The sequence below is a fragment of the Mucilaginibacter sp. P1_D10 genome (genome assembly GCF_056406215.1).
Genome location: NZ_JBFUAP010000001.1, coordinates 229,474 through 249,056, shown reverse-complemented (window position 1 = coordinate 249,056; position 19,583 = coordinate 229,474). Strand labels below are relative to the sequence as shown.

Sequence of the window (19,583 nt, the reverse complement as noted above, 5' to 3'; positions counted from 1 at the left end):
TTTTATTTGTAGCCGGAAATTACAGCACCGATTCATCCCCGGGCTCCCAAAGCTCGATGATGTTGCCTTCAGGGTCGAGGATATGCACGAATTTGCCGTAGTCGTACTCGGCAATCTCGTCTACGATGGTTACGTTCTCGCTTTTCAGTTCCTCCACCAATGCAGCCAGATCCGCCACGCGGTAATTAATCATAAAAGGCTTTTCGGAAGGGTTGAAGTATTTGGTATCGGCAGGGAAAGCGCACCAACTGGTAGATCCTTTTTTAGAGGCATCGTCCTCGTGCAGCCATTCGAAGGTGGTTCCGTATTGGCCAACGGGCAATCCCAGATTTTTGGTGTACCAATCATTCATGGCTTTAGGGTCGGCACTTTTAAAAAACACGCCGCCGATGCCGGTTACTTTTTTCATAGATGTAGGTTATTTAGCTGTGTGAATCCAATTGCAATTTATGTTTTATTCCTGACCTTATATAGATGCCGGTGCCAAAATTTCTTCTTTAACAATCCTTTCAAACTCTTCAAAACACTCCGTATGCGGAAAATGCGCAGCATCCGGGAAAGTATAGAAACGCTTTTTGGGTGCACTTAGCTTTTCGAAGTAATCTTTAGCCCCATCATAATAAGTATGATGGTCATGCTTCCCATGGAAAAAATAAACGGGTATTTGGTATTCGGTTACCTCCTCGTTGATATTGGTATTGATGATTGTATCCCATAGCTGGTTAAAGCTAAGCGAGGAGCCTTTCATGTAGTTTAGCTTGTCTTTAAAAGTATATTCTTTGCAGGTTAGCAGTTTCCAGATCGCCAATAAAAAAATGTTCTTTTGCTTCATGCTGCCGCGATATTTTGCCACCTGCCATCGTTGAAAGTTAAAATACCTGAACCAGGCTTTCGCGCCGGCATCCCGGGTGGGTACCGTCCATTTTTCCAATTTTCGGAGCACGCCCCTGTCCTTACGGATCGTGGCTTGCTGTTTTACAAAATCATAAGATTCCTGCTCTGATAAATACTGGTTAGTGACCTGCCCCACGCTCAGGTATGCATGGAACAAAGCCTGCTGCCGGTGCACCAGATACGAACCCAGGAACGTACCCCATGACTGCCCGAGTACATAAATTTTATCCTGCCCGAATTTTTGGATAAGATACCGGCTTACGGTTTCGGCATCCGCTACCATCTGCTCCAGCGCTATGGATTCTGTATCTTCCAGCGTTTTGTATGACCTCCCCGCTCCGCGTTGCTCCCAATAGCAAATGGTGAAAAGCTTTTCCAAGGGCCTTAGTACCTCCGCTGTAAAACAAAAATCCGGCGTTCCCGGCCCGCCATGCAGGTACAGTAACACCGGATTATCGTGGCTCTCGCCACGGATTAAAATATATTGTTGATTGCCGTTGATGATGGGGGTATCGGTCATAAAGCTTAGGGAAACACTTTATAAACATCTTTTCGTGGCAGGATTCGAACTAACTCAACAACCTCGTTTTGGAAGTAAAAACAAATACGATGATCTTTAAGGCGCATTCGATAAGCATTTACCGCTTTTTTGCCACCTTTTAACGATTTAACATTGGGAATATCCGACAATTTTTCTGCGCTGACAATTACCGCGATTGCATCCGCAAGGCTTTCCTTCAGCGTATCCGACAGCTTTTTACTGTCTTTTGTAAAAGTTGCCCGGATCTCTAATTGCATTATTTAGATTTCAGCGACGAAATAAAATCCAATTTTTCCTGCTCTTTCAAAAGCGGCGACTTTCGTCCCTCTTCCATTGCCGCTAAATAATATTTGTCATCTTCGGCAGGCTCCGATAATTCTATTTTGAGCGTTTTTGCTAACTCTGCAATCAGAGGCAAATGCTTTTTTTGAACGTTTTTCAACACAAGTTCCATAATCAAATTTAAGATTTTCCTGTTTAAGAAAAAAGTCCGTGGCAAATATGTTTGTCACGGACTTTTTCGTAGCAAATACTTTTGCCTCCTTCTTACAACGCTCCCGCCTTTATTTCCTCCACAACAGCCGGATCCAACAAGGTGGATGTATCGCCTAAATTGCCGGTATCGCCCTCGGCTATCTTCCGCAATATCCTGCGCATAATTTTGCCCGAACGTGTTTTTGGCAGGCCGGTTACAAACTGGATTTTATCGGGTTTGGCTATGGCACCGATGATGCGGGCCACGGTCATTACGATATCCTTACGGGTGAGGTCCTGGTCCCCATGCTGATTGGGGCATACCACAAAGGCGTAAACGCCCTGCCCTTTTATATCGTGCGGGTAGCCCACCACGGCACTTTCTACCACTGTGGCGTGCATATTAATAGCGTTCTCTACCTCGGCGGTACCAATACGATGGCCCGATACGTTCAGCACGTCATCAACTCGGCCGGTAATGCGGTAGTAACCATCCTCATCGCGCAGGCAGCCGTCGCCGGTAAAATAGAGGTTTTCGTAAGTGGCAAAATAGGTGGTGCGGCAGCGCTCGTGGTCGCCATAGGTGGTGCGCAACATGCCCGGCCACGGGAATTTGATGCAAAGGTTGCCGCTTACGCCGTTGCCATGTATCTCCTTGCCGTTTTCATCTACCAATACAGGCTGTACGCCGGGCAATGGTAAAGTTGCATAGCCCGGCTTGGTTTTGGTAACGCCGGCAATTGGCGATATCATAAAGCCCCCGGTTTCGGTTTGCCACCAGGTATCTACAATAGGGCATTTACCCTGGCCTATCTTTTCATCAAACCAGTGCCATGCTTCCTCGTTTATAGGTTCGCCTACCGAGCCCAGTTTTTTCAGCGAGCTGAAATCGCGACCCTTTACCACGTCATCGCCAAAGCTCATCAGCGAGCGGATGGCGGTTGGGGCAGTATATAATATATTTACTTTGAATTTCTCTACGATATCCCAAAGGCGGCCAGCATCCGGCCAGGTCGGTACGCCCTCGAACATCACCGAAGTTGCCCCTTGCGTAAGCGGACCGTAGGCGATATAAGAGTGACCGGTTATCCAGCCGATATCTGCCGTACAAAAATAAACCTCGCCCGGCTGGTACTGGAATGCATTGCTAAAGGTATAACCTGTATAAACCATGTAGCCCCCACAGGTATGCACAACGCCCTTCGGCTTGCCGGTAGAACCCGATGTGTACAGGATAAACAGCATATCCTCGGCATCCATTTCTTCGGCAGGGCAATCTGGGTTGCCCTGGGTCTCTACTTTTTTAACTTCATCTTCCCACCATACATCGCGGCCCTTTATCATAGATACAGGCGTGCGGCTGCGGGTTAAAACAATTACTTTTTTGATAGACGGGCACTGCACCAAAGCATCATCAATGATAGATTTCAATGGTACTTCCTTAGTCCCACGAAAACCGCCATCGGCCGTGATCACAATATTGCATTCGGCATCCTTTATCCTGTCGGCTATAGATTGCGCCGAAAAGCCCCCAAACACCACGGAGTGGATAGCGCCTATTCTCGCACAGGCCAAAACGGCAATAGCCAGTTCGGGCACCATAGGCATGTATATACAAATGCGGTCGCCTTTTTTAGCGCCGTTGTTTTTAAGCACGTTGGCAAACTGGCAAACTTTATCGTGCAGTTGCTTATAAGTAATTATGCGGTGGTCTTCGGTTGGGTCGTTAGGTTCCCAGATGATGGCGGTGGTGTCGCCGTTCTTTTCCAGGTGGCGGTCCAGGCAGTTCTCGGTAATGTTCAACTTGGCCCCTTCAAACCATTTTATTTTTGGTTCTTTAAAGTTCCATTCCAAAACCTTATCCCACTTCTTTTTCCATAAAAAATTATTGGCGATGCCTTCCCAAAACTGTTCAGGCTGTTCAACACTCAGACTATAGGCCTGCTGGTATTCTTCAAACGACTTAACTTGCATAGCGATGTATAATGGTGGCGTAAATTAGTAATTTTTGTGTTAAGCGGGTAATAAATTTATAGCTTTTTAAAATATTTTAAAAAGTAGAGTCAACGCGTATTAATCGATTTAGCAAATTGGCAATTTAAACACGGAGGGCGCAAAGACTTGCGACGCGGTGAGACGCAAAGTGCGTGAAGCTTTTATAGTTTGCCGGCCGGTTTCCTGCAAAGTCGCAAAGTTCTCTTTATCAACTTTCAGAGCTCTGTGAATCTCTATGCCTTCTCCGCAAACTCGGTGGTAAAATAAAAGAACAATGCGTATATTACACCATTGCATCCACACCAAATCAATGAACCTAAATCTTAAGTACTTTAAATTACTGATGGCGTTTATCTCCTTATGCTTCATGTCGTGCAAACAGCCGGTAACAAAAACATTTTACTATGAGAATGAGAAGTTTACCGAGGTACTGAACGACAACGTAAAGCAAATATTTACCGGCGACCCGAAAGCAGATTTCGACAAAGTGGAATTTGATGGAAAAGGTAACATGCAAAAGCTTACCCGGCGTTACGTGCAAAGTAGGACCTGGGAAGATGACAGCTATACGCACATAACCGAATACATAAGCAGGTATTCCTTCGGATACGGTATCGATGGCCAGAAGATGACCGTGTTCAAGCTAAAAACCTCCTACCCCTTCGGGAAAAATCTTAAACCCGAAAAGTATGCCGATACCTTAAAATTCGATATCGATAACGGCCACCTTGTTTTCCGGAGCATAAGCCCGGTGCCCTGGGTGGTGGCAACGACCCACCGGTACCTGTACGATAAGGAAGGCAGGGTGGTAAAATCTATCCTCGAGTTTACAGGCGAGCACTGGCAACTGAACGAGAACGAATATAAATATGACCAAATGGGCCGGGTTATAGAAGATATCGAAACTGTAAATCATTTCCCCTGGTCGAGAACCAACACTAAATATACCCTGCACGATTTACACCACAACTGGCTTCAACGAGTCAGCTATAGGCAATTTCTGGGCCGCACAAAGCAAAAACCAGACACTATTACCACAACGCGCATTATAACGTATTATTGATTAAATGAAGATGAACAAATACCTATGCATAATCATTATCCTATTTATAACAGCCTGTAGGGAACAGCCCAAGCCTATATCTAAACCAGAGGTTGTCACCATCTTCGACGCTAATTTTGAGATTCTGAATGGGAAGGTAAAACAGCTTACCGAAATTGCTCCTGCTCCTTATTCGGGTAACGAAACTACTGTCACCGGTTTTGACCTGCACGGCAACGCTACTCAGACAATTAACAAAAGCTCTCTGGAAGACGATTGGAAATATGCTTATAAATACGATAAGAATGGCAAGAAAACTCAATTGACAGCGTATGGGAGTGGGCCGCATCCGGAATTTAAACAACGGCTTTATAAATACGATACTACAGTCCACATTATTGAAATGAGTTTCCCTATTAAGCAACTGCGGGATGATTCTGACACCGAACTAGCGCGACGGATATTCCGTTATCAATACAACATGGCAGGAGACATGGTACAAATGGAGGGCTATGGAGAGAAAAAACATCAATTTACCAAAAGGTATTGTTATAACCCTCAGCATTTTTTGATTTTGATAGCAACTAAAGATGTTGGCGGCCAGTTTGGCGGCCAAATAAGTTACAAATATTTATCGGTAGATAAGCAAGGTAACTGGCTTAAAAGGATAGCCATACCCTCGTATTACGATGCTGGGAAAGCTGATACCATAACCCGCAGAATCACGTATTACTAAAAAGCAGATTAAATGAAACCAATCCTATCTTACCTCTTCCTTGTATACTTTGGGATATGTGTTACCTGCCTGTCTTTTAAAAGCATCCCTCTCCCCTCCACAACCATATTTTTCTATAACGGCAACTACGATGAGCAGGTAGAAGTAATGCGTGGCGCGGTGAAAAGCATATCCATTGGCGATTCTTTATCGGCAGCCGACTACTACCATGTAGATTTCGATAGAAAGGGGAACATGGTTCGCTCATTCGAAAAGGACAAGTTTTATGGGGATATTTACCATATTTCGGCCCGCTACAAGGTATTGCACAATAAAAAGGGCATAAAAACAGCCATGACAGCCAGCTACAATATTAGCCCTGCCGGGATTTGTGATTGCTTCGGCCGCTCTGCAAAATGGAGATTCGACCAATCCGGGCAGATTATAGAATTTGTGCCTAAACGCCGTAGCGGCTATACCGAATATGAATACAACGCCCTGGGCCGAGTGTTGTATCAAAAAACATGGGGAAAGCTTGATGTACCGGAAATAAGCAAGTATAGGTATGACGAGAATAACCGCCTTGTTGAATTACAAAATTACGAACCCGAATGGGAAAGCGGCGACTACGAGGGCGGCGGGCGCGTAAAAGAATTGCACGAACGGGTGGCCTTTGACTACCCGGCGTTTGACACACACCTTAACTGGACAAAGAAACAAATGCGCTTCTTGTCAACCCGCCCTAATGGGGAAAGCTATACCGAAAGAACTCGTACTATAACCCGCAAAATCACCTATTATTAACCCTACTCCCCACCCCATAAATCTTTTTGAAATATTTTTAAAATCCCTATTGCCTATTTGCTTTAAAAACCTGATATTTGCAAACTCTTTTTAGGAGAAGAGCGAGAATTAAAAAAATATTTGTCATGTCAAGAATTTGTGATCTAACAGGAAAAGGCTACATGAACGGTAACAGCGTATCAAACTCGAACGCTAAAACCAAACGTAAGTTCTATCCAAACTTACAGTTGAAAAAGTTTTACATCCCTGAAGAAGATAAATGGATTACTTTAAAAGTATCTACTTCTGCTGTTAAAACTATCAGCAAACTCGGTATTACTGCTTGTATCAACAAGTTCGTAAAAAAAGGTTCTATTTAATAAAGCATAGTTTGGGCGAAAAGTGCTGAGTAATATCAACGCCTAACGCTCAAAACTCAAAACAATACACACGATGGCTAAGAAAGGCAACAGGGTTCAGGTAATTTTAGAATGCACAGAGCATAAAACCAGCGGCATGCCGGGTATGTCTCGCTACATTACCACCAAAAACAAAAAGAACACAACCGAGCGTTTGGAAATGAAAAAATTCAACCCGGTTTTACGTAAAGTAACCGTTCACAAAGAAATTAAATAATAATTGGCTGATAAGTCATGGGTGTAGTTTTTAAATCACTCATTCGCTAAATCAATCATTCAAAATTAAAAAGACATGGCAAAGAAAGTAGTTGCAACGCTGAAAGTAGCAGGTAAAGGCAAAGAATATTCAAAAGTTATTACAATGGTTAAGTCGCCACGCACTGGTGCTTACTCATTCAAAGAGCAAATTGTACCTAACGATGGCGTTAAGGATGCAATTGCCGGTAAATAATACCCGGTAAAACTTTTGCTAAAATATTAAAAGCCGTCTTGTATCTTACGAGAGGGCTTTTTTATTGATGTGCAAATTTCAGATGTGCAAATGTGCAGATGATTTAAAATGCCTAAATTGGCCTTTATTGATTTTTGCATCTGCACATTTGAAATTTGCACATCTGAAATCCGCACATCTGCACATCTACATATGGGATTATTTGATTTTTTTAAGAAAAAGGAAAGCACGCAGCAAGAGCAGCAGGCGCTTGATACCGGGCTGGAAAAAACCAAGGACAATTTCTTCTCAAAATTAACCAAGGTTGTTGCCGGTAAATCAACCGTTGACGATGATGTGCTGGACGATTTAGAGGAAGTACTGGTAACATCAGACGTTGGCGTAAGCACCACCCTCAAAATTATCGACCGAATACAGGCCCGTGTTGCCCGCGATAAATATGTTGGCACCAATGAGCTGAACGGCATTCTGAAGGATGAAATACAAAAGCTTCTTGCCGAAAACAACAGCAACGATTTCCAGAATTTTGAATACGGCAACCATAAGCCTTATGTAATAATGGTGGTTGGCGTAAATGGCGTAGGCAAAACCACCACCATCGGTAAGCTGGCCCATAAGCTGAAACAAGCCGGCAACCAGGTAGTGCTTGGCGCTGCCGATACCTTCCGCGCGGCCGCTGTGGACCAGATAAAGCTTTGGGGCGAGCGCGTAGGCGTAAAGGTTGTAGCACAAGCCATGGGCAGCGACCCTGCGTCGGTAGCTTTCGACACCCTGCGTTCGGCAGTATCCAACGGCGACGATGTAGCAATTATTGATACCGCTGGTCGTTTACATAATAAGGTAGGGCTGATGAACGAGCTCACCAAGATCAAGAACGTAATGCAAAAGGTTATCCCCGGTGCCCCGCACGAAATATTGCTGGTACTGGATGCATCAACCGGCCAAAACGCCATTGAGCAATGCAAACAGTTTACGGAAGCAACGGCAGTAAATGCATTGGCTTTAACTAAGCTGGATGGTACAGCAAAAGGTGGTGTAGTGATAGGGATATCGGATCAGTTTAAGATACCTGTAAAATATATAGGTGTAGGCGAAGGGGTTGAGCATCTGCAGTTGTTTGATAGGACGTCCTTCGTCAATAGTTTATTTAAAAGTTAACACCGATTTCACCGATTTTTTTGATTTCACTGATTAGGGATGGCAGAGTTTGAGAAAGATATACTGACTGAAAAAATAATCGGGTGCTGCTTTGAAGTCCATAAGCATTTAGGGCCTGGGTTTGCAGAGAAAGTTTATTCAAAAGCTCTTCAATATCAATTAGAATTAGAGGGCTTGTCGTTTATAGCAGAAAAAGAATTTAACCTTTACTTTAAGGAAAAATGTGTTGGCAATTTCCGGTGCGACTTTTTTATTGAAGGCAGAGTAATTGTAGAAATAAAATCGTTTGGCGGTATTTACACACCCGTAATATTTCAAAAACAAATTCTGTCTTATCTTAAAGCTGCAAAAATTAAAACCGGCTTACTTATCAACTTTGGTAACGTAAGCTGCACAGTAAAACGATATTCCGTTTAATGATTCATCGATAAAAAATCATTTTTTCGGTGAAATCAAAAAAATCACTGAAATCGGTGAAAAAGAAATAATAATGAGAACTAAAGAAATCAGTCAGCCAAAGAAGTTATTGAAACCCCGTGTAAACGTGGTTACCCTTGGCTGTTCAAAAAATATTTACGATAGCGAAGTGCTGATGGGCCAGCTGAAAGGCAACGCCTGGGATGTTGTACACGAAGCCGAAAAGCTGCGTAACAACGATATCATCGTTATCAACACCTGTGGATTTATCGATAATGCCAAGCAGGAATCTATCGATACTATCCTGCAGTACAGCGAACTGAAAGAACAAGGTAAAGTAGGCAAAGTGATTGTTACCGGTTGCCTTAGCGAACGGTACAAACCCGAACTGGAAGCCGAAATTACTAACGTTGATGCTTACTTCGGCACCAACGATTTGCAGAATATCCTCACTAACATTGGTGCTGATTATCGCCACGAGCTGATTGGCGAGCGCCTGTTGACCACCCCTTCGCACTTTGCATACTTTAAAATTGCAGAAGGCTGTAACCGGCCCTGCTCGTTCTGCGCCATCCCTTTGATGCGCGGAAAGCACGTAAGTACGCCGATAGACCAGCTGGTAAAGAACGCCGAGAGCCTGGTAAAAAACGGCACCAAAGAGTTGATACTGATTGCGCAAGACCTTACTTACTACGGTCTCGATATCTATGGTAAACGCAACCTCGACGAACTGCTGCGCCGCTTAAGCGATGTAAATGGCGTGGAATGGATCCGCATGCAATACGCTTACCCGGCAGGCTTCCCGATGGAAGTTTTAGATGTAATGAACGAGCGCGATAATATCTGCAAATACCTTGATATGCCTTTGCAGCACATTACCGATAACATGCTGAAATCGATGCGCCGCGGATTAACCAAACAGAAAACCATTGATGTGGTGAACGAGATACGCGACCGCGTACCTAATATTGCCATGCGCACCACCCTTATCACCGGTTACCCCGGCGAAACTGAATACGATTTTGAAGAAATGCAGCAATGGGTTGCCGATACCAAGTTCGATCGCCTGGGTTGCTTCACTTACTCGCACGAAGAAAAAACACATGCCCACTCTTTGGTTGATGATGTGCCTGAAGAAGTAAAACAAGAGCGTGCGGATGCCATCATGGAAATCCAACAGGGTATAAGCTTCGACAAAAACCAGGAAAAAATAGGCAATACCTATAAAGTACTGATTGATAAGAAAGACGGCGGCTACTTTGTAGGCCGTACCGAATACGATTCGCCCGAGGTAGATAACGAGGTGTTAATAGATGCCAGTATTGATTACGCAGCCGTTGGCAGCTTTGTTAACGTAAAAATCAACACCGCCGAGGACTTTGACCTTTATGGACAAATTGTAAAATAAGCCCATTTTTGCAGCACGGTGTTTGAATTAGGATTTTAAAATCTAAATTCGACATCCAGATAAGCGATATCGGATTTGCAACCCAAATCTAAAATCGTAAATCTAAAATCGTAAATCCAATGGACGCTGCCTGTATTGACTATAAAGAAACGGGATACTTTTCCCAAACCGTTATCGACTACCTGGACGATGTGCCGGAGTTAAGGTCCTTTTATAGTCACCGCCCCACGCTTAAAGGCTTTGCCGAATTATTCGAGCATAAAAAAGTTATTGCCGACCGGCAATTGTTGGTAGAGGTTTTAACCGAGCAGTATTTTGGCAAGTCCGGAAGTCCGAAAGACGGTAAGTCCGAAAGTAAGAATTTTCCTGAGTTAGAAGCTGCCGAGTTCGTCCGCAAGAAAATTGAGTCACTGGCTTCGCCCAATACTTACACCATTACCACCGGGCATCAGCTCAATATATTTACCGGTCCGCTTTATTTCATTTATAAGATAGTAACCGCCATTAAGCTTTGCCGCGAACTGAAAGAAGCACATCCGGATAAAGATTTCGTTCCTGTTTACTGGATGGCTTCTGAGGATCATGATTTTGCCGAAATCAACTATACCAACATCGGCGGCAAAAAAGTGCATTGGTGGTACGAGGCTTCGGGCGCAACGGGCCGCATCAATCCCGATACCATGCGCCAGGCGCTTAACCAGTACAAGGGTGTGCTCGGCATCGACGGGCACTCCAACGAGTTGGGCGAAATGGTAGAAACCGCCTACACCGCCTTCGATAAACTGGCCGATGCTACCCGCTATTTGGTGAACGCCCTGTTTGGCCGGTACGGACTGGTTATTATAGATGCCGACGACCATCGCCTTAAGCAATCCTTCGCCCCTATTATCGAGCGCGATATCATCCAGCAAAACAGCTTTAAAAATATCAGCGCCGTTAACGAAAAACTACAGGCCCTTGGCGTTCATATACAGGTAAATCCGCGCGAAATCAACTTCTTTTACCTGAAGGAGCAGCTTCGCGAAAGGCTTGTATTTGAAGATGGCCTGTACAAAGTAAATAACACCGGGATCAGCTTTACCGAAGCTGAACTAAAACAGGAAATAGCCGTCGCACCCGAGCGTTTTAGTCCCAACGTGGTAATGCGCCCGCTTTACCAGGAATGCATCCTGCCAAACATCGCCTATATCGGCGGTGGTGCCGAGGTGGTTTACTGGCTGGAACTGAAATCTAATTTCGACCATTACGGGGTAGATTTCCCTATCCTTATCCTCCGCAATTCGGCCCTGGTTATCCCGAAGGAAACTGCCGCAAAAATAAAGAGTATGGAGCTTGCGCCCGCCGAACTATTCAAAAGCACCGACGAGATAAAAAACGGCTGGGTAAAAAAACACAGCAACCACGACCTTACCCTTACCGAAGAATGGCGCGAGATAGAGCGCACCTTCGAAAAGATAAAACTACGCTCGCATAAAATAGACCCTACCCTCGCCCCTTCCGCCGCCGCCGTACAGGCCCGGCTGAAACATGCGATGGATAGCTTCCAGAAGAAACTGGTAAAAGCCGAAAAGCGCAATTACCAAACCCGCCTGGAGCAAATAGAACACATCAAAACCGACCTTTTCCCCAAAAACAGCCTGCAGGAACGGCAGGAGAACTTCGGCCTCAGCTACGTAAAATGGGGCCAGTTATTTATAGATGAGCTCATCCGGAATTTTGAGCCGCTGGACTTTAAGTTTACGGTATTGACGGAGTAATAGCATGGAAGGAGTAACCTACATAGATGGATTTTCAACTCACGCCGACGACACTTTTAAGCATCTAAAAGATACAGTCTGCTGGGATGAACGCATGAGCAACCGTAAAACGGCCAGTTACGGCGTAGCTTACAATTACTCGCAAATCAGCTATCCTTTTTATCCTTTATTGCCCGAATTAGTACAACTCTGCACTGGCATTGAAGCACAGCTTGGCTTTATGCCGAACAATTGCCTTATCAATTATTACCCCAACGGAAAATCGAAGATGGGCTTTCATTCCGATCAAACGGACATACTGGAGTCGGGTACAGGAGTAGTAATTATTTCTTTGGGACAAGCCCGCATTTTACGGTTTAGGGAAATAAACGATAAAACACAAACCATAGATTTTGAACTATCGTCGGGCTCACTGCTTTATATGACCCAGGATGTTCAGGCAAAGTGGGAACACGCTATCCCGGAAGCCGCTACCGAGGGAGAAAGAATGAGCTTAACATTTAGAAAAATCAAGTAAAAAAGCTATCTTAAGGTTATAATTTTCAACCCATGACCTTTAACTCCACCATTCTGATCATCCCGGGCCTTGGGAATTCCGGTCCGCAACATTGGCAATCGTACTGGGAAAACACTTATGGTTTCACTCGGGTACAGCAACAAGATTGGGAGACCCCAGATTGTAACGACTGGATAGAAACGCTTAATCAGGCAATTAATGCTTTTGATCCAGCCAATGTAATATTGGTTGGCCACAGCCTCGCCTGCTGTACCATAGCTTATTGGGCACAAAAATTCGGCACAAAAATAAAAGGTGCATTATTAGTTTCCCCAAGCGATACCGAAGCCGAAAGCTATCCTGCAGGCACTACCGGCTTTACCCCGATGCCTTTAAATAAATTGCCGTTCCCAACCATAACCGTAGCCAGCACCAACGACTTCTACGTAACACCCGCCCGCGCAAAACAATTCGCCGATGCATGGGGAAGTACGTTTATCACCATTGGCGATGCGGGGCATATAAATACCAGCTCGGGCCATAGCCAGTGGACGGAAGGATTGGCTTATCTACAAGATTTAGACAACGCGGCGAATGCCATCGTTTAGTACGGTTCGGAATCAATCATTATCGCCAATAAAACTCACCAATAATGGAAGAAGATTTAGCCCCGCATCCAACCGCGCGTATGTCTACCATACCTGACAGGAGTTTTTGGGTATATTGGGCCTTATGCCTGGTTTTTTACATTTATAACCACTTCGCATCCCGGCCGTATGCCGACAAAGTTGGTAATGCAATGGTAGGCGCAGGTATGGTGACATGCGTTTTTTGTACGCTGTTCTTGTTCCTTATCGGGCAATTTATAACGGGTGCGCGTGCTGCCAGGATATTCAACAAGTTCTGCTACGTATTTCAGGTAGTTACGTTGTTGAGTATTATATATGGCGTGTTTTTCTAGCCGGAAAAATTAAACATTCCCGCTTAAAAGTCCCTTTAATGCGAAATGCCGGCTTGTACCGGCATTTCAATTTTATGGAAGGTATTTTAGTCCGTTATTTCCGCGGTGAATTTGCCTTCGGTGATAATTTTTGTGTGAGGAGTGCCCGGGCCAACTATAAATTCCTTAAGTGTACCCTGAAAAGTGCCTGAAACTTTGTTCCCGGATACACTGGTAATGGTAACACTAAACATAGTTGAGGCGCTGGCATCGCCACCAAGCTGGTAAAGGTCGTCCGATTTTGTGGTGTATGCCAAAAAAGCGTCCCCATCAAAAACTGTCGTAGCAGAAAATGTTTTACCCGCTACTAAGTCGCCATATATGGTTAATGCAACGCTGTTCCCGGCGGCATCCGTACCTTCAATGTTCGTGAAGGCTGCGCTGTTTGCCGTACCCTTAAAGCCAAGGATATTGTTGTTGAAAGCTGTAGCGGTACCATCAACCTTAGCCGAGATACTTAAGGCTGGTTGGTTGTTTGAGTCCTTTTTGCAGGAGCCAAATGCAAGTACGGCAAAAGCGGTGGTAAAAAGTAAAATTGATTTAATTGAGTTTGTGATTTTAAAGTGTTTAGGCATGATTTTCAATATCATTGATCTGACCAATTTCAGTTCTTTTCAAAGATAAGTAAACGAAGTGTTATCTTTAACTGACAGTGTAAAAAATTAATCAAAACACTATCTATTACCGCACCATGCTACTTCACCGCCCCATACTTCTTCAACAACCTCATCACTGCATCGTGCGGCAGTGCGTAAGAGGTATTGCCATTGGAATCATGCGTCCGGTATGGGCCCACCGTACATCTTGTACTGTGGGCCCATAATCTGTAGGTGCTGTTCAAAAACCCGCCGTAAGTTTGATGTAATGTAATATAAGCATATAGTTCGATAGCTGTAACAATATCCAATATATAGCATTTTTGCTTTGTAAAAGCCATGGTATTCTCTATTTTTGTTGCACTAAATCTTATGCATATCACTACCCAACACTACGTATGAAAAAACTGTTACTACCTATTTTTGCTATTGTGGCAATAAGCGCCACGTTTTGTTTATTTACCGGATGCGGCAAAGGCGGCAGCACACCCGAGCCAACGCCACCGGTTGCTGCAAAAATAACTTCATTGTCCCCAGCCTCCGGCACGCCTGGCACTATCGTTACCCTAACCGGCACGGGCTTTAGCACCACCGCAGCCAACAATAAGGTTTTATTTAACGGCAAGGAAGCGGCAATTACTGCTGCAACCTCAACAGAGCTTACCGTAACCGTACCCGCCGATGCAGGTACCGGTGCAGTAACTGTCTCCGTAAATGGAGCCACAGTAGCTGCCGGGCCGGTATTCACCTACATCGAACCGGCGAAAATAACATCCATTGATAAAACCGAGGGGGCATACAATAGCATTATAATAATAACAGGCACCGGTTTTGGCAATGGTCCCGACCAAAATAAGGTTTACTTTAACGGAAAAGAAGCGACAGTTACCGCAGCTACGGCAACGCAACTAACTGTAAAAGTACCGCTCGGCGCAGGCACGGGAATTATAACACTTTCAGTAAATGGTGCACCAAGTATTACCGGCCCGGCATTCGCTTATAAACTCTCTTACGTCATTTCACAATTTGTTGGCGGTAACGGGGCTGTAACCGGCTTTGTAAACGGCGATGGTCCCTCCGCCCGGTTCAGCGGCATTCAAGCACTTGCCTTTGACGCGTCTGACAATCTTTTCATGGTAGATAATGGTAACCACATGATAAGAAAGGCTACACCATCTGGTATAGTGAGCAGCTATGTGGGCAGCAATGATTTTTATGGAGCAGCTTACAAGGGCTCACTTAATTCGCACTACTTGGATTATCCAGTTAGCTTAGCCTTAGACCCAACCGGGAACGTTTACATTGGAGAATCTTTTTTCTACATTGAAAAAGTTACAGCTGCCGGTGCATACTCAACTATAAACTTACCCTACTTAGGCACGCCTCCTAATATGGGTGCTGCTTCAAGTTTATGTTCAGATGCCGAAGGCAACATTTTTGCCACCGACTACCAAAACAACGTTATTTTAAAAATTTCCCCTGCAGGTGCGGTGAGTGTTTTTGCAGGATCACCAACAGGTGCTGCAGGACATGCAAATGGAACAGGCAGCGCAGCCCTATTTGACAGCCCTGAAGCAATCACTATAGATAAAAACGGCAACCTATATGTTACTGATAACGTAAATCAGAAAATCAGAAAGATAACCCCTGCCGGCGTTGTTTCTGACTATGCATCATTAGCGTTTTATGCAATAAACTCAATAGCGGTTGATACAGATGGCAATGTGTATGTCGGCAATGCCTCGTATCTTGGCCGTAGCGCTGTTATGAAAATATCTCCCGACATGCAACAAACAAAGATATTGGATATTTATTCAGATATTACTGGTATCGCCGTGAACAAAAACAACGAATTATTTTTTTCAGGCAACAATAACGTGTTCAAAGTGGCCTACCAATAAACTGCTTGCTTCCATGCTCGTATCCGAACCCAAACTTCGTCAATTCACCCAAAACATCTTCCTGGCTATGAGCTGCAGCGAGGCACACGCTGCATTGGCTGCCGATGTACTGCTGAAATCTGACCTGCGGGGTATCGATTCGCACGGCGTGGCACGGCTTAGCGGCTATATACGCCTCTGGGAGAAGCAGCGCATCAACCCTACACCCAACATCCGCATTATCCACGAAACGGCCACCACGGCCACTATTGATGGCGACGCCGGGCTGGGGCTGGTAGTTGCCCCATTTGCCATGAAGGTGGCTATAGAAAAAGCGAAAACTTATGGTTCGGGTTGGGTATCGGTACGCAATTCCAACCATTTTGGTATTGCGGGTTACCATGCGCTAATGGCCGTCGAACAGGATATGATAGGCTTCGCCATGACAAACGCCAGTCCGCTGGTTGCCCCTACCTTCTCCGGCGAGCGGCTGCTAGGCACCAACCCCATGTGCTACGCCTTCCCGGCAGGTAAATACCCGCCTGTAATTGTTGATATGGCCACATCTGCTGCCGCTAACGGCAAGCTGGAAATTGCCCAACGCAGCGGCAAGCAAGTACCCGAAGGCTGGATACAGGACCAGCAAGGCAACCCCACTACCGACCCGCACGCCCTCAAAACAGGCGGCGCGTTACTCCCCCTCGGCAGCGACCGCGAGCACGGTAGCCATAAAGGTTTTGGATTGAGCGCTACAGTAGACATCTTATCCGGCGTGTTATCGGGCGCAGGGTTCGGGCCATGGGTGCCGCCATTCGTATCGTTTTTAGAGCCGCCGGTAAACCCGCCCGGACAGGGCATAGGTCATTTTTTGGGTGCTATGCGGATCGATGGTTTCCGCCCTGCGGATGCGTTCAAGACCGATATGGATATCTGGATTGAGCGCTTTAAAAATGCTGCAACAATCGACCCCAACGAAAAGGTCATCATCCCCGGCGAACCCGAACTGGAAGCCGAAAAGGATAGAATGCAAAACGGCATCCCGCTGGTGGATGCCGTTGCCAAAGATTTAAATGAGTTGGCGGTGAAGATGGGCGTGAGGCCGCTTGGTGAATAACGCTGTTTACTTCGCTTTTATCACCACCGTTGCCGTTGCCAAACCTGCCGATGTAGCCGTAAGTGTTATCGTACCTCCCTGCTCCTTGCTTTGTATTATCGCCAATGCCAGCCCGTGGAAAGCTTTGCGGTAATTGGCTTTAAACGGATCGTGGCTTACCGGGTCGCCATTGTCTACGCTGGCTATGGTGCCCACACCTGTTATTTTAAAGTTTACCAGGTTATCGGCATTGGGCACCAGGTTGCCGTCTTTATCTAAAACCCTTACGGTAACGAAAGATAAATCCTTGCCATCGGCTTTAATATTGCTCCTATCCGCAACCAGCTCAATTTTAGCGGGGGCACCTGCGGTACGTATCTCTTTGGTTAAAACAACCTTGCCATTCTTGCGCGATACTGCCTTCAGCGTGCCCGGCTCGTATTTCAGCCGCCACATTACATGCAAGTCGTCGCCGGTTTTCTTTTTAATGCCTACAGATTTACCGTTGAGGTAAAGCTCCACCTCGTCGGCATTGTTGTAATAGGCCCAAACGTCTACGGTTTTGCCGGCTTCCCAGTTCCAATGCGGGAAGATGTGCAGTACGGGTTTGTTTGTCCACTCGCTTTGGTACATATAGTAAACATCCTTCGGGAAACCAGCCAAATCTATCACCCCGAAGTAAGAGCTGCGCGATGGCCAGCTATACGGCGTTGGTTCGCCCAAGTAATCGAAACCCGTCCACACGAACATGCCCGATAGCATTTCGTATTTTTTGATCACCTTCCAGGTAGCTTCATGGGTAGAGCCCCATGGTGGTCGCACGTTATCAAAAGCAGAAACATTATTGCCCTCGCGTTCAAACGGCTTATCCCCTTGTGGGGGCCATATCCGGATACTATCTGACGGCATATCGTAATACCCGCGTGTTTCCAGCCCCGAAGTGGTTTCGGTAGCTATGAACTTCTTACCGGGGTACCGTTTATGGAAACCTGCGTACTCGTTTTCGTGGTAGTTATAACCAATCAGATCCAACGCGCCCGAAGCAATGATGTTGCTGGTCACACTCGGGTCGTTATTGGCAGAGGTAATAGGCCTGGTCTTATCCAGCGAGCGCACTATAGCCGCCAACTCGCGGGCTATTACCCGGCCAACGGTATCGGTTTTGCTGTACTGCTCGCCAATTTCGTTACCAATGCTCCAGATGAATACCGAAGGGTGGTTACGGTCGCGCAGTATCTGATCCTCCAGGTCGCGTTTATGCCACTCGTCCCAGTACAGGTGGTAATCGTACTTGGTTTTCTGCATCTTCCACATATCGAAGGCTTCATCCATCACGATGAAACCCATCTTGTCGCAAAGGTCGAGCAGTTCGGGCGCGGGTGGGTTGTGCGAGGTACGGATACCGTTTACGCCCATGCCTTTCAGTATCTGTAATTGCCTTTCGAGAGCGCGGGTGTTGATAGCCGAGCCGAGGCTACCCAAATCATGGTGATCGCAAACGCCCAATATTTTCATGGGTTTGCCGTTCAGGATAAATCCTTTATCGGCATCGAATACGAAGGTTCGGATGCCTAGCGGGGTGGTGTAAGTGTCGACAACTTTTTTATCAATGAGCACTTCGGTTACCACTTTGTATAAATAAGGCGACTCGACCGACCATAAGCGCGGTGCATGCACTGCAAGTGTGTTTTCAAAAGAAGCAACCGAATCAGCCGATTGCGATGCGGACGGAATCGTCCCCGCTATGGCTACCAGTTTGTTATCCGCATCGAAAATCTTATTCCGTACTGTATATAATTTTGCTTGGTTCGAACTGTTCCGAACTGTTGTTTTTACCACTACACCTGCCGACTTAATACCAAGCCTTGGTGTTGTTACATAAGTCCCCCAATGATCAATTGCCACCGGGTTAGTGGTCACCAGCCAAACATTGCGGTAGATCCCACTGCCAGAGTACCAGCGCGAGTTGGGCTGTTCGGAGTTATTCACCTTTACGGCTATTACATTCACGCCACCGTAGTTAAGGTATTTGGTCAACTCGTATCGGAAAGAAATATATCCATTGGGCCTGAAACCAAGGTGGTGGCCGTTCACCCAAACATCGCTGTGATGATACACGCCGTCGAAATCGATATAAACCAGTTTACCTTTTGATGCCAGTGGAACAGTAAAAGTTTTGCGGTACCAGCCAATGCCGCCGGGCAGTGCGCCGCCCTCGGGCGTTGCCGGGTTATCTTTATTGAAAGTGCCTTCTATGCTCCAATCGTGCGGCAGGTTCAAAACGCGCCAATCTTTATCGGGGGCCGAGGCTTTATCGGCGTCCTTCACGTCGCCTAAATGGAATTTCCATCCTTTATCAAAATCGGCTACGGTACGGGCAGATTGTGCCTGCGCATTACCCATGGCGGCAACAAAAAATAAAAGCAGGGCAAGGCCCTTTTGGCAAATTTTCATGAAAGCGGCG

General features: G+C 45.8%; 22 protein-coding genes. 15 read left to right on the top strand and 7 right to left on the bottom strand.

Features of this window, described 5'->3' with window-relative positions; genetic code table 11:
- Nucleotides 1-19: 19 nt before the first annotated feature.
- The 5 genes from AC1DYT_RS01135 to acs all read right to left on the bottom strand — a co-directional run bounded on the left by AC1DYT_RS01135 (nucleotide 20) and on the right by acs (nucleotide 3,883).
- Complete coding sequence (locus tag AC1DYT_RS01135; RefSeq protein WP_477467823.1) at nucleotides 20-409, bottom strand: VOC family protein; 390 nt, start codon at nucleotides 407-409, stop codon at nucleotides 20-22.
- Between the two features lie 57 nt (nucleotides 410-466).
- On the bottom strand, nucleotides 467-1,414 hold the full coding sequence (locus tag AC1DYT_RS01130) for an alpha/beta fold hydrolase (RefSeq protein WP_477467822.1): 948 nt from the start codon (nucleotides 1,412-1,414) through the stop codon (nucleotides 467-469).
- Between the two features lie 5 nt (nucleotides 1,415-1,419).
- Nucleotides 1,420-1,692 (bottom strand): type II toxin-antitoxin system RelE family toxin, encoded by a 273-nt coding sequence (locus tag AC1DYT_RS01125; RefSeq protein WP_477467821.1) that lies wholly within the window; start codon nucleotides 1,690-1,692, stop codon nucleotides 1,420-1,422.
- Nucleotides 1,692-1,889 carry a hypothetical protein gene (locus AC1DYT_RS01120; protein ID WP_477467820.1) on the bottom strand — a complete coding sequence of 66 codons (198 nt, stop codon included), beginning with the start codon at nucleotides 1,887-1,889 and terminating at the stop codon, nucleotides 1,692-1,694. The genes AC1DYT_RS01125 and AC1DYT_RS01120 overlap by 1 nt, the downstream gene beginning before the upstream one ends.
- A 92-nt stretch (nucleotides 1,890-1,981) precedes the next feature.
- Nucleotides 1,982-3,883 carry an acetate--CoA ligase gene (gene acs / locus AC1DYT_RS01115; RefSeq protein WP_477467819.1) on the bottom strand — a complete coding sequence of 634 codons (1,902 nt, stop codon included), beginning with the start codon at nucleotides 3,881-3,883 and terminating at the stop codon, nucleotides 1,982-1,984.
- 331 nt (nucleotides 3,884-4,214) lie between these two features.
- On the opposite strand from acs, the gene AC1DYT_RS01110 reads away from it, so the two are divergent.
- From AC1DYT_RS01110 to AC1DYT_RS01050, 13 genes are all read left to right on the top strand, one after another.
- Nucleotides 4,215-4,967, top strand: a complete 753-nt coding sequence (locus tag AC1DYT_RS01110) for a hypothetical protein (protein WP_477467818.1) — start codon at nucleotides 4,215-4,217, stop codon at nucleotides 4,965-4,967.
- A 4-nt stretch (nucleotides 4,968-4,971) separates the two neighbouring features.
- Nucleotides 4,972-5,682, top strand: a complete 711-nt coding sequence (locus AC1DYT_RS01105; protein WP_477467817.1) for a hypothetical protein — start codon at nucleotides 4,972-4,974, stop codon at nucleotides 5,680-5,682.
- 12 nt (nucleotides 5,683-5,694) lie between these two features.
- The gene (locus AC1DYT_RS01100) at nucleotides 5,695-6,465 is read left to right on the top strand and encodes a hypothetical protein (RefSeq protein WP_477467816.1); all 771 of its coding nucleotides are present in this window, start codon (nucleotides 5,695-5,697) and stop codon (nucleotides 6,463-6,465) included.
- A 125-nt stretch (nucleotides 6,466-6,590) separates the two neighbouring features.
- Nucleotides 6,591-6,824, top strand: coding sequence for a 50S ribosomal protein L28 (rpmB, locus tag AC1DYT_RS01095; protein ID WP_067187494.1), 234 nt, complete (start codon nucleotides 6,591-6,593; stop codon nucleotides 6,822-6,824).
- Nucleotides 6,825-6,897: 73 nt separating this feature from the next.
- Complete coding sequence (gene rpmG / locus AC1DYT_RS01090) at nucleotides 6,898-7,080, top strand: 50S ribosomal protein L33 (protein WP_067063463.1); 183 nt, start codon at nucleotides 6,898-6,900, stop codon at nucleotides 7,078-7,080.
- 75 nt (nucleotides 7,081-7,155) lie between these two features.
- Nucleotides 7,156-7,314, top strand: a complete 159-nt coding sequence (locus AC1DYT_RS01085) for a DUF4295 domain-containing protein (protein ID WP_477459579.1) — start codon at nucleotides 7,156-7,158, stop codon at nucleotides 7,312-7,314.
- A gap of 192 nt (nucleotides 7,315-7,506) precedes the next feature.
- Nucleotides 7,507-8,472, top strand: a complete 966-nt coding sequence (gene ftsY, locus AC1DYT_RS01080) for a signal recognition particle-docking protein FtsY (protein WP_477467815.1) — start codon at nucleotides 7,507-7,509, stop codon at nucleotides 8,470-8,472.
- A gap of 39 nt (nucleotides 8,473-8,511) precedes the next feature.
- Entirely contained in the window at nucleotides 8,512-8,889 is a 378-nt protein-coding gene (locus AC1DYT_RS01075) for a GxxExxY protein (RefSeq protein WP_477467814.1), read from the top strand.
- Nucleotides 8,890-8,962: 73 nt separating this feature from the next.
- Nucleotides 8,963-10,297 carry a 30S ribosomal protein S12 methylthiotransferase RimO gene (gene rimO / locus AC1DYT_RS01070; RefSeq protein ID WP_477467813.1) on the top strand — a complete coding sequence of 445 codons (1,335 nt, stop codon included), beginning with the start codon at nucleotides 8,963-8,965 and terminating at the stop codon, nucleotides 10,295-10,297.
- A 119-nt stretch (nucleotides 10,298-10,416) separates the two neighbouring features.
- Nucleotides 10,417-12,054, top strand: a complete 1,638-nt coding sequence (gene bshC / locus AC1DYT_RS01065) for a bacillithiol biosynthesis cysteine-adding enzyme BshC (RefSeq protein ID WP_477467812.1) — start codon at nucleotides 10,417-10,419, stop codon at nucleotides 12,052-12,054.
- A gap of 4 nt (nucleotides 12,055-12,058) precedes the next feature.
- Nucleotides 12,059-12,571 (top strand): alpha-ketoglutarate-dependent dioxygenase AlkB, encoded by a 513-nt coding sequence (locus AC1DYT_RS01060; RefSeq protein WP_477467811.1) that lies wholly within the window; start codon nucleotides 12,059-12,061, stop codon nucleotides 12,569-12,571.
- A gap of 32 nt (nucleotides 12,572-12,603) precedes the next feature.
- Nucleotides 12,604-13,158: an RBBP9/YdeN family alpha/beta hydrolase gene (locus AC1DYT_RS01055; RefSeq protein WP_477467810.1), complete on the top strand. Its 555-nt coding sequence runs from the start codon at nucleotides 12,604-12,606 to the stop codon at nucleotides 13,156-13,158.
- Between the two features lie 44 nt (nucleotides 13,159-13,202).
- Nucleotides 13,203-13,511: a hypothetical protein gene (locus AC1DYT_RS01050; protein WP_477467809.1), complete on the top strand. Its 309-nt coding sequence runs from the start codon at nucleotides 13,203-13,205 to the stop codon at nucleotides 13,509-13,511.
- Between the two features lie 86 nt (nucleotides 13,512-13,597).
- Here AC1DYT_RS01050 and AC1DYT_RS01045 read toward each other — a convergent pair whose 3' ends face one another.
- Nucleotides 13,598-14,125 carry a hypothetical protein gene (locus AC1DYT_RS01045; RefSeq protein ID WP_477467808.1) on the bottom strand — a complete coding sequence of 176 codons (528 nt, stop codon included), beginning with the start codon at nucleotides 14,123-14,125 and terminating at the stop codon, nucleotides 13,598-13,600.
- A 419-nt stretch (nucleotides 14,126-14,544) separates the two neighbouring features.
- Here AC1DYT_RS01045 and AC1DYT_RS01040 point away from each other — a divergent pair, with 419 nt between their 5' ends.
- Both AC1DYT_RS01040 and AC1DYT_RS01035 read left to right on the top strand, forming a co-directional pair.
- Nucleotides 14,545-16,047, top strand: coding sequence for an IPT/TIG domain-containing protein (locus AC1DYT_RS01040; protein WP_477467807.1), 1,503 nt, complete (start codon nucleotides 14,545-14,547; stop codon nucleotides 16,045-16,047).
- Nucleotides 16,048-16,060: 13 nt separating this feature from the next.
- Complete coding sequence (locus AC1DYT_RS01035; protein WP_477467806.1) at nucleotides 16,061-17,140, top strand: Ldh family oxidoreductase; 1,080 nt, start codon at nucleotides 16,061-16,063, stop codon at nucleotides 17,138-17,140.
- Between the two features lie 6 nt (nucleotides 17,141-17,146).
- Here AC1DYT_RS01035 and galB read toward each other — a convergent pair whose 3' ends face one another.
- The gene (galB, locus tag AC1DYT_RS01030; RefSeq protein ID WP_477467805.1) at nucleotides 17,147-19,573 is read right to left on the bottom strand and encodes a beta-galactosidase GalB; all 2,427 of its coding nucleotides are present in this window, start codon (nucleotides 19,571-19,573) and stop codon (nucleotides 17,147-17,149) included.
- Between the last annotated feature and the right edge of the window lie 10 nt (nucleotides 19,574-19,583).

Coding starts and splice junctions, on each gene's coding strand:
- AC1DYT_RS01135 (WP_477467823.1), bottom strand. CDS start 409: ATGAAAAAAGTAACCGGCATCGGCGGCGTGTTTTTTAAAAGTGCCGAC.
- AC1DYT_RS01130 (WP_477467822.1), bottom strand. CDS start 1,414: ATGACCGATACCCCCATCATCAACGGCAATCAACAATATATTTTAATC.
- AC1DYT_RS01125 (WP_477467821.1), bottom strand. CDS start 1,692: ATGCAATTAGAGATCCGGGCAACTTTTACAAAAGACAGTAAAAAGCTG.
- AC1DYT_RS01120 (WP_477467820.1), bottom strand. CDS start 1,889: ATGGAACTTGTGTTGAAAAACGTTCAAAAAAAGCATTTGCCTCTGATT.
- acs (WP_477467819.1), bottom strand. CDS start 3,883: ATGCAAGTTAAGTCGTTTGAAGAATACCAGCAGGCCTATAGTCTGAGT.
- AC1DYT_RS01110 (WP_477467818.1), top strand. CDS start 4,215: ATGAACCTAAATCTTAAGTACTTTAAATTACTGATGGCGTTTATCTCC.
- AC1DYT_RS01105 (WP_477467817.1), top strand. CDS start 4,972: ATGAAGATGAACAAATACCTATGCATAATCATTATCCTATTTATAACA.
- AC1DYT_RS01100 (WP_477467816.1), top strand. CDS start 5,695: ATGAAACCAATCCTATCTTACCTCTTCCTTGTATACTTTGGGATATGT.
- rpmB (WP_067187494.1), top strand. CDS start 6,591: ATGTCAAGAATTTGTGATCTAACAGGAAAAGGCTACATGAACGGTAAC.
- rpmG (WP_067063463.1), top strand. CDS start 6,898: ATGGCTAAGAAAGGCAACAGGGTTCAGGTAATTTTAGAATGCACAGAG.
- AC1DYT_RS01085 (WP_477459579.1), top strand. CDS start 7,156: ATGGCAAAGAAAGTAGTTGCAACGCTGAAAGTAGCAGGTAAAGGCAAA.
- ftsY (WP_477467815.1), top strand. CDS start 7,507: ATGGGATTATTTGATTTTTTTAAGAAAAAGGAAAGCACGCAGCAAGAG.
- AC1DYT_RS01075 (WP_477467814.1), top strand. CDS start 8,512: ATGGCAGAGTTTGAGAAAGATATACTGACTGAAAAAATAATCGGGTGC.
- rimO (WP_477467813.1), top strand. CDS start 8,963: ATGAGAACTAAAGAAATCAGTCAGCCAAAGAAGTTATTGAAACCCCGT.
- bshC (WP_477467812.1), top strand. CDS start 10,417: ATGGACGCTGCCTGTATTGACTATAAAGAAACGGGATACTTTTCCCAA.
- AC1DYT_RS01060 (WP_477467811.1), top strand. CDS start 12,059: ATGGAAGGAGTAACCTACATAGATGGATTTTCAACTCACGCCGACGAC.
- AC1DYT_RS01055 (WP_477467810.1), top strand. CDS start 12,604: ATGACCTTTAACTCCACCATTCTGATCATCCCGGGCCTTGGGAATTCC.
- AC1DYT_RS01050 (WP_477467809.1), top strand. CDS start 13,203: ATGGAAGAAGATTTAGCCCCGCATCCAACCGCGCGTATGTCTACCATA.
- AC1DYT_RS01045 (WP_477467808.1), bottom strand. CDS start 14,125: ATGCCTAAACACTTTAAAATCACAAACTCAATTAAATCAATTTTACTT.
- AC1DYT_RS01040 (WP_477467807.1), top strand. CDS start 14,545: ATGAAAAAACTGTTACTACCTATTTTTGCTATTGTGGCAATAAGCGCC.
- AC1DYT_RS01035 (WP_477467806.1), top strand. CDS start 16,061: ATGCTCGTATCCGAACCCAAACTTCGTCAATTCACCCAAAACATCTTC.
- galB (WP_477467805.1), bottom strand. CDS start 19,573: ATGAAAATTTGCCAAAAGGGCCTTGCCCTGCTTTTATTTTTTGTTGCC.